The organism is Methylophaga sp. F-2, assembly GCF_056859315.1.
Window position 1 is genome coordinate 585943 of the sequence record NZ_JBSXOF010000019.1, and the last position, 14723, is coordinate 600665.

Here is a 14723-nt window from a genome sequence, read left to right on the forward strand (position 1 = left end):
CCCCTGTTAGCCATCCAAGAAAAGAAAAAGTCGCAAACGTGCTGTTCGCGTCAGGAGCAATACTAGTGAGCTGGGTCAGAAGCTTGAATACGTGAAATTGCGTAGAAACAGATCTGACTTGTTCAGGTAATCTGTAGCCATGTTAAAGAGTCATCAAGGAAAGACGGATGTTTCAAAAACGAAAATTTAATAAGACGCTTGCCATCACCACGATAGGCATTTTGAGTCTATCGCTCTCCGCATGTGGAGAGTTTAGTTATAAACGCGGCGCATCCGTCCGTGATTTTCAGCAAGAAAAAAATGTGTGTGCTGCCAGTACAAATACAGAGGCACAAACAAAAAAATGCTTAAAAGAGAATGGCTGGATCGTTTTAGATTTAGATAATAAGGCTAATGAAGAGGCCGCTAAAACCGGGAGCCCGGCCAATAAAGCTGTGATTCATGGTAGCTATACCAAAAGTTCACCCGACCAATTTATAGCTGAAAAGACAACAGACACTGAAATTGAGCCTGCACCTCTGCCTGCTGATCCACTCCAACCGGTCGGTGTCAGCTCATGGTGGAAAGCGGGTGCAGGTCCTGATCAATTACTCGCAGAAGGTCAAGTCTGCAAAGATGGTTTAAGTAAAGAGCACCCAATCAACGGTAATTTTAGCCAGGTTACCGTTGGCTTTATTGAGTGTATGGCAGAGAAAGGCTGGAAAGTCTGGCTTAAATAACTCTCTCGTCCTCGGTACCGCCAGTACACCTTCTAGTACTGGCGGTTTTTTTATTCTGATATTGGGGCTAACCAGTTAGTACCACCTAATTTACGTTGCTGTGCCAAGTTCCAGCGCGCCCGGTCAATAAGATGTTGGGCGGGTCTTGCCGGATCATATTTCAACGGACTAGGCAGGGTTGATGCCAACAGTGCGGCTTGCATATCCGTCAGTTGTGAAGCCTGTTTGGCAAAGTGATATTCACTGGCGGCTTCAATACCAAAAACACCCTTTCCCCACTCGGCAATATTCAAATACACTTCCAGAATACGTTGCTTGCCCCAGGTCAGTTCGATTAAAGAAGTAAACCAGACTTCCAAACCTTTCCTTATCCAGCTTCTACCTGTCCACAGGAACATATTTTTAGCGACCTGCTGACTAATGGTGCTGGCACCACGTAACCGTCCGCCATCCTCAGCTTCGTTAAGTGCCTTCATAATGGCATCAACGTCAAAGCCCTGATGCAGAGGAAAACGCTGATCTTCAGAGGTAATCACCGCAAGCGCCACTTTTTTGGGAATTTGCTCCCAGCTCAGCCAGCTTTGATGAATCGTATAATCTTCATGTGTCAGCCAGCGTTCCACCATCACCATACTGACCGGTGGGTTTAACCAACGAAACGGCAAAACGATAAGCAGGCTTATCACTAGCCAACCCAACATGCTATAGAGCATTAACTTTATAAAAAAACGTCTGATTTTATTCAGCATATTTGCCTTTGCTTTTTCCTCTGGCCTGGTTAATTAGGCACCTTATGATCATCCTGATATTATTTAGCATTGCGATACAAAGCTATACATTCCATGCTAAATACACTTTCTATTTTGTTGCCCATTTTCGGGCTGATTGCGGCGGGTTTTATCAGTAGAAAAACCGGTGTACTTGGCCCAACTGCCGCCAGTGAATTAAATCGTTATGTCGTCTGGCTTGCCTTACCTGCCTTGTTGTTCGACATTATGGCACATAGCCACTGGCAGGCTTTATTTCTGCCTGCTTTTATCAATGTTTACTTATTAGGTACGGGCATAATCTTTTTACTGATTCTTGTCTGGCGACTATCACAAGGCAAACATTTAGCGGATGCCAGTGTTGATGGCGTAGCGGCAGCCTATTCCAATACCGGCTATGTTGGTTTTCCTTTATTATTTTTGGTGTTCGGTGCATCCAGTCAGGTACCCACAACGATTGCGTCCATTATTGTGGTTTGTATCTTATTTTCTATCGCCATCATGTTAATCGAAACCGGTTTACAGGCTGAGAAAGCGCTACACTTACGGATAAAAAGTGTGTTATCTGCCGTATTTCGTAACCCATTAGTTGTTTCCCCCATCGCTGGTGTAATAGTCGCTGCGTCAGGTTTGACCATTCCCGACAGTGTTGAAACATTTCTCCATCTTTTGTCTGACTCTGCTAGCCCATGTGCATTGGTAAGCTTAGGTTTGTTTCTGGCAAGTAGTCGCAGTGCAATGCCAAATAATAGTGACAACGAGAAACGTGTCGCTTGGGTATTAACTTTTACAAAACTCGCCATCCAACCACTTCTTGTCGCCGTATTGGCGTTCTGGGTATTTGATATGGATAAAACCTTAGCGATGATGGCCGTCTTACTAGCCGCATTACCGACAGGCACCGGCCCTTTTATGCTTGCCGAATTTTACCAACGGGATGCCTTTATCACAGCACAGACCATCATGTTCTCCACCGTTATTTCATTACTGACACTGACAGTTTTATTAAATATGCTATGAAATCACATTAGGCGTTCAAAGCAGTTTTTTGTAGTATAAATACGCTTATTCACTTTTTACTGGAATCACATATGAAAAAGATCATCATCGCAGCACTGCTGGCAACATTACTCGGCTGTACTTCGGCATCCCCAAAGCAGTACTATCGTCCGGCGGGTGCTGAACAACAAGTGGAAGTCTATGGCCGCTTTGATCAAATCAGCTTTGAACATCAAGTCTTAATTAACGGCAATGTGGTGATTGATGGCCAGCTATCATATAACTACGATGATGGTCATTTTAGTGGTGAATATGAAGGCATGACCGTGACTTCAGACTGCAACTGGAAGTTGAAAAAAGATTTGACGTGTTTAGTTAAAATCAATGACGAAATGGCCGCCACGCTGACATTTTAGAAGCTATTGAGTAGTTATCACTTGAGGCTTTTGCTCTAGTGATAACTACTTTTTGTCGTCAGACAGTTCCTTCATTACCTTTTCAAACTCTGCTTTATTTTCTCTAACAGCAGCAACACACTCTGCATCTAATTTATTCGCCTGTTGCATTTTTTCCAGTTCAGCTATGGCATCGTCTAAAGGCCACGGTTTTTTGTAGGGACGCTGACAAGTCAGCGCATCAAAGATGTCTGCCACGGTTGCAATTCTGGCTTCCAGAGGAATCTCATCCCCTTTCAGACCTTTTGGATAGCCTGAACCGTCGATATATTCATGATGACAGGCAACGATATTACGCATCATATCGGTATCACGCATATCTACCAGATTGTAGTCATTAAGCACTTGCTCAAGCATATCTATCCCCTTGATAACATGCGTTTTCATAATGCTACGTTCATCATCATCTAATCGCCCGGGTTTATTAAGAATAGTGTCAGAGATACCGATTTTGCCAATATCGTGCAAGCGGGCAAACAAATACACATGTTCAATAAATTCATCACTTAAGCGATGCTTCTTAGCCAAGTGCGTGGCAATAATCCTGGCATAACAGGCCATACGATCAAGATGTAAGCCCGTTTCAAAATCTCTGAAGTCAGTGAAATCTCTGGCTGCCCTGACTGTCGCCAAGAGCGTATTAACCAGTGATAATTCTTCATTGATCATCATGGATATAAACTGACCGTACAAACTCAAGGTAATCTTCGCAGGATCGGTCAGGTTATCAGGCGAAGACACCATCTCAAAACAAACAAAACCAATGAATCTTTGTCCTTGTTTTATGGGGATAATGAACGCCGCGTGACTTTGTGGATCTTGTTTAAAATGTTGCCAAACCGGTTCGTCAGCATCGAAAAATACGAGCTTACCTTCTTCTTGTTGACATAGTGTAAACAAAGCCTGATTAGGCTTTAAACGAAGACTGTCTTCATATCCATCATTAGTGAAGTGATGACTACTCAGAAATTTTTTTAGTGAATCTGTTTTCTCATCATAGAGCAGGCAAGATGAATGCGTTATTTGAGGCAAACTCTGTCGCAAACATTCATGAAGGACTTGCAAGCGACCATTGAGCGTATCTGGTTTATTGGCCAGAAGCGATATTACTTTTGCATCCATATTACGCCTCCTCAACACTGCACTTTCCATTAAGAACAGTGTTATCAATCAATTAATGAGTGCGACAAGAATCCGTCTTGTTAGTTGCTTTCTGTTATTATTCGCATGCCTTTGTGGCAATACGGCTTACTCAATTGTGAGATTGAGCTATCAACATTGATATTTTAGAGATCACTATGCCTGAAATTATAATTGAAAAAAACCCAAGTGAAGCGCGTTTGCAAGAGTTAGGCGTTGCTGGTTGGGAAATCTGGGATTGTCCTGTTACTGAATTCAGATTGGACTTCGACGAAACTGAAAAAGCCTACATTTTAGAAGGCGAAATCGTTGTCACTCCAGATGGTGAAGCACCTGTTACTGTTGTTGCTGGTGACTACGTTGAATTTCCAGCTGGTTTAAAAAGCTTCTGGAAAGTCACAAAAACATTACGTAAACACTACAGTTACGATTAGTTTTTCTGATAAAGGCATCCATGGATGCCTTTTCTTTTTAACGCTTTAAATATTCAGCGATATTATGAGCGATCTGTTTTTCTTCATTGGTTTGTATCACCAGAATCGGAATTTGACTCCTGACATGATGAATCGCTGAAGTAGCCTGTTTAATCTGTTTATTTTCTGTAGAGTTGATTACCAAGCCGTACCGCCCTAGTTCATCACAGGCTAGTTCTCGAATCATCGAGGCGTTTTCACCTATCCCCCCTGTAAATACAAGGGCATCGACTCGTCCTAGACTAATCATGTAAGCCCCGATATAACGTCGGAGTTGGTACACATACATCTGAATCGCTAAACTCGCTTGTTTATCGCCCTGCTCAGCTCGGTGCTGAATCTCGGCCATATCATGTGTGCCAGTGATAGCCACTAAACCGGATTCAAAATTAAGCTGTTGCTCTAGCTGTTCTGCAGAAATGCCGGTCTGCTCTTGTATATACAAAGGTACCGCAGCATCCAGATCGCCACTGCGGTTTCCCATCATAAGGCCCTGCAGTGGAGTAAACCCCATAGAGGTATCAAAACTCTGACCATTTTTGATAGCACAGGCACTAGCCCCATTGCCCAGATGTAGGGTAATTAAATTAAGTTCACTCAATGGTTTGTCAAGATAACACGCTGCCTGCTGAGCGACATATTGATGAGATAGGCCATGAAATCCATAGCGGCGTACACCATGATTTTCGTACCAGTTATTTGGTACTGCATAACGATAAATATGCTCAGGAATGCTCTGATGGAAGTCAGTATCAAACACGGCAAATTGCCTAACCTCAGAAAAGAGTTCCTGACAGGTTTTTATGCCGGCAATATTACCGGGTAAATGCTGTGGTGCCAGATGTTGGTAGGATTCAATAGTCGTCAAAACCTCTTGGTTCAACTCAACAGGTGCGAAAAAAATAGCACCACCATGCACAACCCGATGGCCGATGAGATTTAAGTGTATGCCTGATGACTGTTCAAAAAAGCGCTGCATATCATCTGCAATGATTTGAAAAGCGGCTTGATGATCGTTTATTTCAATCGTAGCTTGAGGCTGAGTGAAGTTATCAGTAAATTGCTCATCCACACTAATATGATGTTTAGCTAATGAGCCAATGCCTTGGATACTGCCCTCTAATAAAACAGCGTCATCCTTGAGCTGAATTAATTTATATTTAACAGATGAGCTACCACTGTTAAGCACCAGAATGACAGGTTGTGTTGTCATGACCTTATTCTTTTATCGCAGACATATCACCCCACTTCCAATCACCGAATTCAGGCTTATCAACGCCATACTCATAGGCATATAAACTACAACTTATCTGATGATCGCGTAATTGCTGTTTGGCATGGGCACCTATGCCTTGCAAACGGTCTACTCTATCAATGATGTCCATGGCGATCGTAAACCGATCAATCTGATTACGAATGGCTAACTCCAGTGGTGTATTGATATTGCCTTTTTCGTTATAGCCATGAACGTGGAAATTAGTATGGTTAGTCCGACGATAAATCAAGCGATGAATCAACCATGGATAGCCATGGAAGTTAAATATTACCGGTTTATCTTTAGTGAATAAGCTATCAAAGTCTTTATCACTCAGACCGTGTGGATGCTCACTATCCGAGATGAGTTTGAATAAATCGACGACATTAATGAACCGAATCTTCAGATCATCAAAGTACTGATGAATCAGATCGATAGCAGCCAAAGCCTCTTGGGTTGGAATATCACCACAACCGACTACCACGGCATCAGGTTCAGTGCCCTCATCTGAACTTGCCCACTCCCAAATGCCGACGCCTTTCGTGCAGTGTTTCACAGCTTCATCAACATCAAGGTACTGGAAATGTTTTTGTTTGTCGGCCACGATCACATTCACGTAATTTTTGGCTTTCAGACAATGGTCAGCAACAGATAATAAGGTATTCACATCAGGTGGCAGATATATACGACAGACTTTTGGGCTCTTGTTCAGGACTAAGTCTAAAAAACCGGGATCCTGGTGAGTAAAGCCATTATGATCCTGGCGCCATACTGTAGAGGTAATCAATAAATTGAGAGAGGATATTGGTGCTCGCCACGACACGTTATTACAGATATCCAGCCATTTTGCATGCTGATTAAACATGGAATCAATCACATGAATAAAGGCTTCATAACTGGCAAAAAAACCGTGTCGTCCGGTTAACAAATAGCCTTCCAGCCAACCTTCCAGCGTATGTTCGGATAACATTTCCATGACGCGACCATCGCGAGCCAATTCTCCACCATCCTGATCTTCTGGTAACAAGTCGGCCATCCATGTTTTTTTACTCACTTCATAGATATTATCCAGCTTATTCGAGCTATTCTCATCTGGACCGAAAACCCGAAAATTAGACATATTTTTCTTCATGATATCGCGAAGGAACTGACCTAAAGGCCGGGTATTTTCCACCAGACTCTGACCTGGTTTTTCGATGGAAACAGCATAATCACGAAAATCAGGCATCTTCAGTGATTTTCTCAGTAAGCCACCGTTGGCATGCAGGCTGGCACTCATCCGTTTATTACCTTTTGGTGCCAGTGCTTTTAATTCTGGTTGCAGTTGTCCAGCTTCCGTAAATAGTTTTTCAGGCTCATAACTTCTGAGCCAGCTTTCCAACTGAGCAAGATGTTCAGGGTTGTCTTTCACACCGCCCAGAGGCACTTGGTGAGCACGCCAGAAACCTTCCACTTTGTGACCATCGACCTCTTTTGGCCCAGTCCAGCCTTTGGGTGTACGTAAAATGATCATCGGCCAGCGTGGTCTCTCATCACTACCAGATGCTCTGATACGTTGTTGCGTTTCACGAATGTCTACAATGCACTCTTCCATCACTTTTGCCATGGTTTGATGCATCACTTCAGGATCATCGCCTTCGACAAAATGTGGTGTCCAACCATAACCATGGAATAACAGCTCTATTTCTTCATGCGAAATACGAGACAAAATTGTCGGATTATTTATTTTGTAACCATTTAAATTGAGAATGGGTAAAACAGCGCCATCTGTTTTGGGATTGAGAAATTTATTTGAATGCCAAGAGGTTGCTAATGGGCCGGTTTCTGATTCGCCGTCACCGACCATCACCGCTACAACTAAATCCGGGTTGTCATATGCCGCCCCAAACGCATGAGAAACGCTATAGCCGAGCTCTCCCCCTTCATGAATCGAGCCCGGTGTTTCAGGGGTGCAGTGACTACCAATGCCACCTGGAAAAGAAAATGATTTAAAAAAGTGTTTGAGGCCGTCAATGTCTTCACTTTTATTCGGATAAACCTCTGAATAAGTTCCTTCGAGATAGACTGGGGCTAATACACCTGGTGCACCATGACCAGGACCAGCCAGAAAAATCGCGTCCAGATCGTATTTGTTAATCAATCTATTCAGGTGAACATAAGTAAAACTTAATGCGGGACTGGCTCCCCAATGCCCCAATAATCGATTTTTAATATGTTCAGGTTTAAGTGGTTCACGCAGTAGAGGGTTGTCTTGCAGATAAATCATGCCAGCAGCAAGATAGTTGCAGGCTCGCCAGTAAGCATCAATATTTGTCACGTCGTTTACATCAAGAGGTGTAGCAGACAATGTGCTATTCATAGAGGACTCCTTGCTTTATATATCAGTGCAGACTAGCTAAGTAAGATGACAATGGTTTGACTTACTCAAGCTGACATTTGATAAAAATGATAGTTTCTATCAGCCTACTCTTATTGCGAGGCGTCATAAAGGGGAATAGCGATTAAAATTGATGGGGATCAAGAAAGCATGACAAAGTTGAGCCCCTGCTGCTCAGCAGGGGCTCATACATAGTTACATTAATAGAAATCTACCGTTGCACTGATTGAAACAGTTCTTGGGGCACCTAGTGTGATTTGTCCGCTATCATTTGCTGAGCTCCAGTAATCGCGATCAAATAGATTATCAACTCGCGCTCTCAGAGTCAGGTCTTGATTACCCATATTAATTAGGTAACGGGCGCCAAGGCCGACCGTTGTCCAGTCATCTAGTTTGAGTGTATTAGTCGCATTAGCGTAACGTGAACTCACGTAGTGAATTTGTCCATCCAGAGCCAACCCTTTTATTTCTGGCACTTCCCATTCGGCTCCCATAACAGCCATCCACTCCGCTACACCAATCGCGCGCTTACCTTCTGTAGTAGCATTACCCGTGCCTTTTTGTTTAGCATCAAGCCATGTAAGGCCACCCAGTAATTTCAAATTATCTGTGGCTTTACCATATAAAGTCAGTTCAAGACCTTGGTGTTGATTTTCGCCCGTTTCAACAAAAATTGGATTATCTGGATCTGTTTTATCCATTAATGTTCTTGGCTGATCAGTCGTAAAGTAAGCTAAACCTCCACCGAATAAATCGGTTTCATATTTGAAACCAATTTCTTTTTGTTCAGACACATACGGAGAAAGTGAGTCACCACCATTGACCACATCGACATCATTTCCTGAGGATGTATTTGTAGTTAATGCTGCGGTTTCACCTGCAACTAGACTTTCAATGTAATTCGCATACACAGAAAGTTGCTCTGTGATTTTAAAAACACCACCTAACGCTGGAGTGATTTCGCTATCTTCATAAGAAGTTCTGACACCTGTATTGACATCATAATTGTCAACTTTTATTGCCTGATGCCGTGCTCCAATAGTCACTTGTAATCGGTCATCCATAAAAGATAATGTATCGCCAGTGGCAAAGCTATTGAACTTAGTACGTGTATTCAAAGATGGTGAGTAGAAATTATTTCCTGAAACGGCAGTGGAAGTAAATGCTGGTTTGGAAACATACTGAGGTTGATAAATATTGGTATTTGTTCGGGTTCCTGAAACATCATATGTGAACCCATTTTTGGTTTCTAACTGAAAGTATGAATAGGCTACGACCCAGTCATGGCCAACAAGACCTGTATCAAAATGCCCTCTCAATCCCATTTCACCTGTATCAACCCGGTCTTCACGAGCGTTATCAAAACGATAAAATGTGCCATCACCTGAATTTGCATTAGATAAAGTTAAGTTTGCCAGTGAGTTCTCTTCTTCAGAGCGACGCATACCATAAGCTGCCCATGCAGTGACTTCATCCGTCAGATCATACTCAGCTCTAAAAGTACCAAATTTATCTTCCTCGTTTGAGTAAGACCATGGTTGAGCCCAGTTATTACTAGCATCAGGCGCAGAAGGTACTTTTGATAGTCCTGAAATAGTCACATTGGTTCTAGTATGATCCAATTGATTATTTTGATATCCGATATCAGCCGATAACCTTAAACGCTCACCTTGATAATCCAAACCTATATTGAATAAGTTTAGTTCGGCTTGCTCATCATCAATAGACGTTCCACCGTTATGATGTGCGGCATTGACCCTGACACCAAATTCATCATTGTCACCAAAGCGCCGTGCTATGTCTGCTGCGATATTGCGTTTATCATTCATAGACGCACCAATCGTAACGCGGTTCAGATCATAGTTAGGAGCACGTTTAGGTAAAAGATTGATTGAACCGCCAATAGCACCACCTAAAGGATTGGCACCTGTTAGAAATGCCGATGCGCCACGAAGTACTTCTACTCGCTCAAATAATTCTGTCGCGATATATTGTCTTGGCAGGAGATTATAGAGTCCGTTATAAGCAACCGCATCAGATGAAGTCGTGAAACCACGAATCATATAGGCTTCCTGAAAATTTCCGAAACCACGTGTCACTTGCACAGTCGGGTCATATCGTAAAACATCCCCAACACTTTGTGCTTGTCTATCCTGAATAAATTCATTGGTATAACTGGTTATACTGAATGGTGTATCTAAATTATCTTTCGTGCCTAATATCCCTGCTCTCCCACCTTCAGCGACTTGTCCACCAGCAAAGGCTGGAGAGAGTCCTTCAGCACTGGCATCAGCACTTGCTGTAACCGATAAGGTATCTAATTCTAGAGTGCTGGTATTTGACGTTTCTTCATCTGCTAACGACACCTGCATACCACCCATTATCAGTGCCATCATCACACAAGTTGATTTCATTCTCATTTATTAATCCTGTTAAATTTTACTGAATTTTACATTGAATAAATTTCAATGTAAATGAGAATGATTTATGTTTGTAAGTGAATTTTCTCAATAAAAATCATAAAATTGACTATGCTTTGAGTGATAAGTTGATGTAGTCTTTAGCTATTGACACAAGGATTGAATGTGACAAGTAAACTCTCTAAACATCCACACATCTCCTCTGATTTATTAAATCAATGGCAAACTATTATGGATATTCTATCCGTGATCATGGATGTACCCATCGCTTTAATTATGAGGTATCAAACAGCTCACTTTAGCGTATATGTCAAAAATGACGATCAAGGTAATCCATTTGACATAGGTGAGATTGTTGAAAACGGCACTGGAAGCTATTGTGAATCTGTCATAAACGACGATAATCCGATACTTATTCCAAATGCATTGTTAGATGAAAAGTGGGTAAACGCACCTGAAATTGAGATGGGACTGATTAATTATCTCGGCTTCCCGCTTCGATGGCCTAACGGAGATGCTTTTGGCACCATTTGCATTCTGAACACAGAGGCTGTTTCTTATTCTGAGAAGCAACAGCAACTCATGCTTCAAATCAAAAACATTGTGGAGTCTAATTTAGAATTGCTTGAGAAAAATCAGCAATTAGAAGTCCTTTCAAATAATTTGCAATACCTCGCTAATACCGATGACTTGACCGGGATCTGGAACAGAAGAGCCTTCATACACGAAAGTAATAAAGAGTTACAACGTACAATGAGAAGTAACCATAATACTTGTCTGTTGATGATGGATATTGATGACTTCAAAGTTATCAACGATGCCTTTGGACATGAAGTGGGTGATGAAGTCCTTAAATTATTTAGTCATTCGATTCAGGCGGCAAAAAGACCTTACGACGTTTTTGGACGTATTGGTGGTGAAGAGTTTGCTGTTTTACTTCCTGAAACGACACTGAAACAAGCCATGTTGTTAGCTGAACGTTTACGTAAAAAAGTGGCCGCCATTTTTTACTACACTGGAGGGAACGACATCAGTATTACGGTCAGCATTGGTGCTTATGAACTCAAAGATGATGAGACCAATATCTTAGTCGCACTAAATAAAGCAGATAAATTACTTTACGCTGCCAAACACGCGGGGAAAAATACCGTTATGGCAGAGGCATTATGAATTAACGCCTGGCTGCATGCCACACTGTTTCAGCAAGTGCTGCCAGGATTTAGTGTGCAACTGAACTGCTGTCTGTAACTTTTGCCAGATGCCGGAGCTTGACTGAGTATCAAGATACGTCCGTTGATAGTGTTGGAATTCATCAGATGCCTTACTCTCACCCTGTAGAACAGCCAACTTATCCAGTAGAGGGAAAATAGATTCCCCCTGCTGACTCACGCTCGCCAGATATGGTTGGACTTTTGCGATATAAATATTGAAGAAGAATGAACGTAGGATCTCGGCTTGAGGAGTAACTCGCTGCTTATAACAAAGAGGTTTTTGTATCAGCCTTTTATCGATAATGCGTGTTGCCTCATTTAACCTAAGCGTCAACAACTGGGCACTTTTTAACAGCTTCCCTGCAACATGTGAATATAGCCATTGCTGTTGTATCGTTCCTAAATGATCCAGATTGATGTCGAATTTTTTATTATCTATCTGTTTTTTTATATCCACCAGAGCCTGCAGTCCCGTTCTTATTGTATTAATCGAGTTCGCATCAACGGGTAAATAACCTTTTGAATACGTCATCAACTGCTCTATTTCTTCTGTCGACCATATTGCATTCCAGAAAACGGCCGGTAATACAGCACTTTTCTTTGCTATGGCTTGCTGAAGAATATGAGTTGTTTTTTTATCATCAGTAGTCGCCAGGCATTGTTTGGCAGACTCTATAAAGCGCACCTCATAACGGAGACGGTTTATAGGTAACATCACACGACCTAAAATTGAGTTGCGTTCAGCCACTACAACCTGTAACTCACATCCATAAAAAGATAAAAATTCCAGCATGTTTACATCTATCTCTGGAATGCTCAGTGTTCTTTCTTTTTTGTCAGGTAACTTTGTTAACACTGGTGCTGCTGGAGCAGGCAGATCTTGCTCTAATACTCTGGCGAGCCGAACCAGATATTCATCCATCATTGATTCTGGTTGACTGAATGGATCACACGAAGTCAGTAAAAAAACCAGCGCCAAGACAAATACACACTTTATGCTCAACATAGGAAACCATAATGCAATCATTCAATACCCTTGTATGGGGAGTAATGATGCTAAGAAAGTCAATTAATAGCGTAAATTACTCAGTGATATCCTGATGCGTACCAAACATCAGAAGAGGCAAACCTTCATCCGTTCTGGAAAATAACTTTCCTCTGCTGAAGATATATCTCCACGAACCATTTCGATGACGCATGCGTGTCGTCATTTCAAAATAATCTGTCTCACCTTTAAAGTGCCGTTGTAACTCTTCTTCTACAGCAAGACTATCATCTGGATGACAGAAATTTCTCCAGGTATCAATCGTGGTAGGCATTAACTCGGATAATTTATAACCAATCATCTCTGACCAGCGCTCGTTGTATATGGCATCACCTGTTTGAATATTCCACTCCCAACTACCCAATCTAGCACCTTCCAACAGATTTTCTAAACGCCAGATTTTTTCACGTAATTGCAGATCAACATCATGCCGCTCTGTCACATCAGCCGAGAATCCAATCATACTTAGTGGATTATCCAATGCATCCCGTTCTACTGAAAAGCTGGAGTGAATATGACGAATATGATTATTTACAACGATTTTAAATACGAGCTCAAACCTTTCTTCAAATTGAGCAGCCTTGGCTAATGCCAGCAATACACGCTCACGATCATCTTCATGCAGGATCTGCTGCCATTCTGAATATGTTCCATGAAATTTATCCGGCTCTAATCCATAAATAGAAAGCATTCTTTTATCCAGATAAACTTTATCAGTATTTAGATCCCACTCCATCAATCCCAGATTAGCAGTATTAGCAGCTAGCTCTAAGTGTTGCATTAGTGTTTTCTTTTGCTGGTTTGCTTTAACAGCTTCTCGTTGAGCATAACCACGCTCTCTTGATAAAAAAGAGATGAAATAGAAAAGAAATCCACCGAAAAAGGTGAGGATGATAGCAATAAAAACAGGAAGAAAACGTTCTGATAAAGTCTGAAAGCCAACGTGGCTATACACAACAAGCTGCCATGGCCTACCAGCCACATTTAAATCGTACGTATGCTTGAATCCTCTGTAGTTAGCATCCACCGAAAGAAATGACTGTTGACTTGCTGAATTGCTATAAAGTAATCCACCATCATTCTCACCCACATCATAGATTTCAAAACCAAGTTGCTTCTGTCCCAGGCCTAAAATACCCTGCATCAGATCATCGACTCTAAAACTACCAAATACGAACCCTTTCAATGCTTGTTTACGATCCGCTAGAGTACTCAGCGTTTTATTCTGCTGATAAATAGGTATATACATTTGAAAACCAAACTGAGCAGCTTGATTTGTCTGATGCGCCACAGTCACTCTTCCGGTAGTTACGGCCTGATTAATATCTACTGCTAACTCCATGGCTCTTCGATGCGCAGGCTCGGATAACAGATCAAAACCTAAGGCAAGTTTATTGCGCCAGTCAAAAGGTTCTATATATACGATAGGACTATATTGTTTATGCTGCCCGTGAGTTTTGATGCTGTAGTTTGGAATACCTTGTGAACGTATCATTTGAATATGTTCCGAAAAGGACTCTGAAGGCACTATCTCACAATAGCCAAGCGCTTGAATCCCAGGAAAATATATTTGTAGCTGAATCGTATCAGCAAAATGTCTCCAATCATTCCTTGTCACTTCATCACTTGCATCAAACAATGCCTTGGCACTTTGAAGTGCTAATGCATAATCATGCATCCGTTCTGAAATCGCATTGGCAAGATCGCGTGATTCATAAGTAAAACGTTGTATTGCTTGATTATGGAAGAAAGAGAAAGAAAGATAGCAGGCAGAGACACTAAGAATAAACCACAAAAATAATGCGACCCATGCTGATGATGGGTGCTTTTTTGTGTATTTGGAAAAAAGGTTTTCCATTACT

Annotated in this window: 12 protein-coding genes; 5 read left to right on the forward strand and 7 right to left on the reverse strand. The window is 41.8% G+C overall.

The features are described 5' to 3' along the window. Positions 1-167 precede the first annotated feature (167 nt). Positions 168-719: a hypothetical protein gene (locus tag AC13DA_RS12135; RefSeq protein WP_284451958.1), complete on the forward strand. Its 552-nt coding sequence runs from the start codon at positions 168-170 to the stop codon at positions 717-719. A 50-nt stretch (positions 720-769) separates the two neighbouring features. Here the strand turns inward: AC13DA_RS12135 and mtgA are convergent, their stop codons facing one another. Continuing rightward, positions 770-1468, reverse strand: a complete 699-nt coding sequence (gene mtgA / locus AC13DA_RS12140) for a monofunctional biosynthetic peptidoglycan transglycosylase (RefSeq protein WP_284451959.1) — start codon at positions 1466-1468, stop codon at positions 770-772. A 93-nt stretch (positions 1469-1561) separates the two neighbouring features. Here mtgA and AC13DA_RS12145 point away from each other — a divergent pair, with 93 nt between their 5' ends. Together AC13DA_RS12145 and AC13DA_RS12150 are read left to right on the forward strand one after the other, a co-directional pair. Beyond that, positions 1562-2506 (forward strand): AEC family transporter, encoded by a 945-nt coding sequence (locus tag AC13DA_RS12145; protein WP_284451960.1) that lies wholly within the window; start codon positions 1562-1564, stop codon positions 2504-2506. Positions 2507-2577: 71 nt separating this feature from the next. Beyond that, positions 2578-2901, forward strand: a complete 324-nt coding sequence (locus tag AC13DA_RS12150; protein ID WP_284451961.1) for a hypothetical protein — start codon at positions 2578-2580, stop codon at positions 2899-2901. A gap of 45 nt (positions 2902-2946) precedes the next feature. Here AC13DA_RS12150 and AC13DA_RS12155 read toward each other — a convergent pair whose 3' ends face one another. Next, positions 2947-4062 (reverse strand): HD-GYP domain-containing protein, encoded by a 1116-nt coding sequence (locus AC13DA_RS12155; protein ID WP_007145313.1) that lies wholly within the window; start codon positions 4060-4062, stop codon positions 2947-2949. Positions 4063-4238: 176 nt separating this feature from the next. On the opposite strand from AC13DA_RS12155, the gene AC13DA_RS12160 reads away from it, so the two are divergent. Beyond that, a complete protein-coding gene (locus AC13DA_RS12160; RefSeq protein ID WP_007145314.1) occupies positions 4239-4514 on the forward strand; it encodes a cupin domain-containing protein in 276 nt (91 codons plus the stop codon). A gap of 37 nt (positions 4515-4551) precedes the next feature. Here the strand turns inward: AC13DA_RS12160 and AC13DA_RS12165 are convergent, their stop codons facing one another. From AC13DA_RS12165 to AC13DA_RS12175, 3 genes are all read right to left on the reverse strand, one after another. Beyond that, positions 4552-5766, reverse strand: coding sequence for an acetate/propionate family kinase (locus AC13DA_RS12165; protein ID WP_284451962.1), 1215 nt, complete (start codon positions 5764-5766; stop codon positions 4552-4554). A gap of 4 nt (positions 5767-5770) precedes the next feature. Next, complete coding sequence (locus tag AC13DA_RS12170) at positions 5771-8167, reverse strand: phosphoketolase family protein (protein WP_284451963.1); 2397 nt, start codon at positions 8165-8167, stop codon at positions 5771-5773. A gap of 218 nt (positions 8168-8385) precedes the next feature. Next, positions 8386-10605 (reverse strand): TonB-dependent receptor, encoded by a 2220-nt coding sequence (locus AC13DA_RS12175; protein WP_284451964.1) that lies wholly within the window; start codon positions 10603-10605, stop codon positions 8386-8388. A 165-nt stretch (positions 10606-10770) separates the two neighbouring features. Between AC13DA_RS12175 and AC13DA_RS12180 the strand changes: the two genes are divergently transcribed. Next, on the forward strand, positions 10771-11775 hold the full coding sequence (locus AC13DA_RS12180) for a GGDEF domain-containing protein (protein ID WP_007145318.1): 1005 nt from the start codon (positions 10771-10773) through the stop codon (positions 11773-11775). On the opposite strand, the gene AC13DA_RS12185 is transcribed toward AC13DA_RS12180, so the two are convergent. Together AC13DA_RS12185 and AC13DA_RS12190 are read right to left on the reverse strand one after the other, a co-directional pair. Then, positions 11770-12843, reverse strand: a complete 1074-nt coding sequence (locus tag AC13DA_RS12185; protein WP_284451965.1) for a DUF3080 domain-containing protein — start codon at positions 12841-12843, stop codon at positions 11770-11772. The genes AC13DA_RS12180 and AC13DA_RS12185 overlap by 6 nt on opposite strands. Before the next feature lie 55 nt (positions 12844-12898). Further along, the gene (locus AC13DA_RS12190) at positions 12899-14719 is read right to left on the reverse strand and encodes a CHASE domain-containing protein (protein ID WP_284451966.1); all 1821 of its coding nucleotides are present in this window, start codon (positions 14717-14719) and stop codon (positions 12899-12901) included. Positions 14720-14723: the final 4 nt, after the last annotated feature.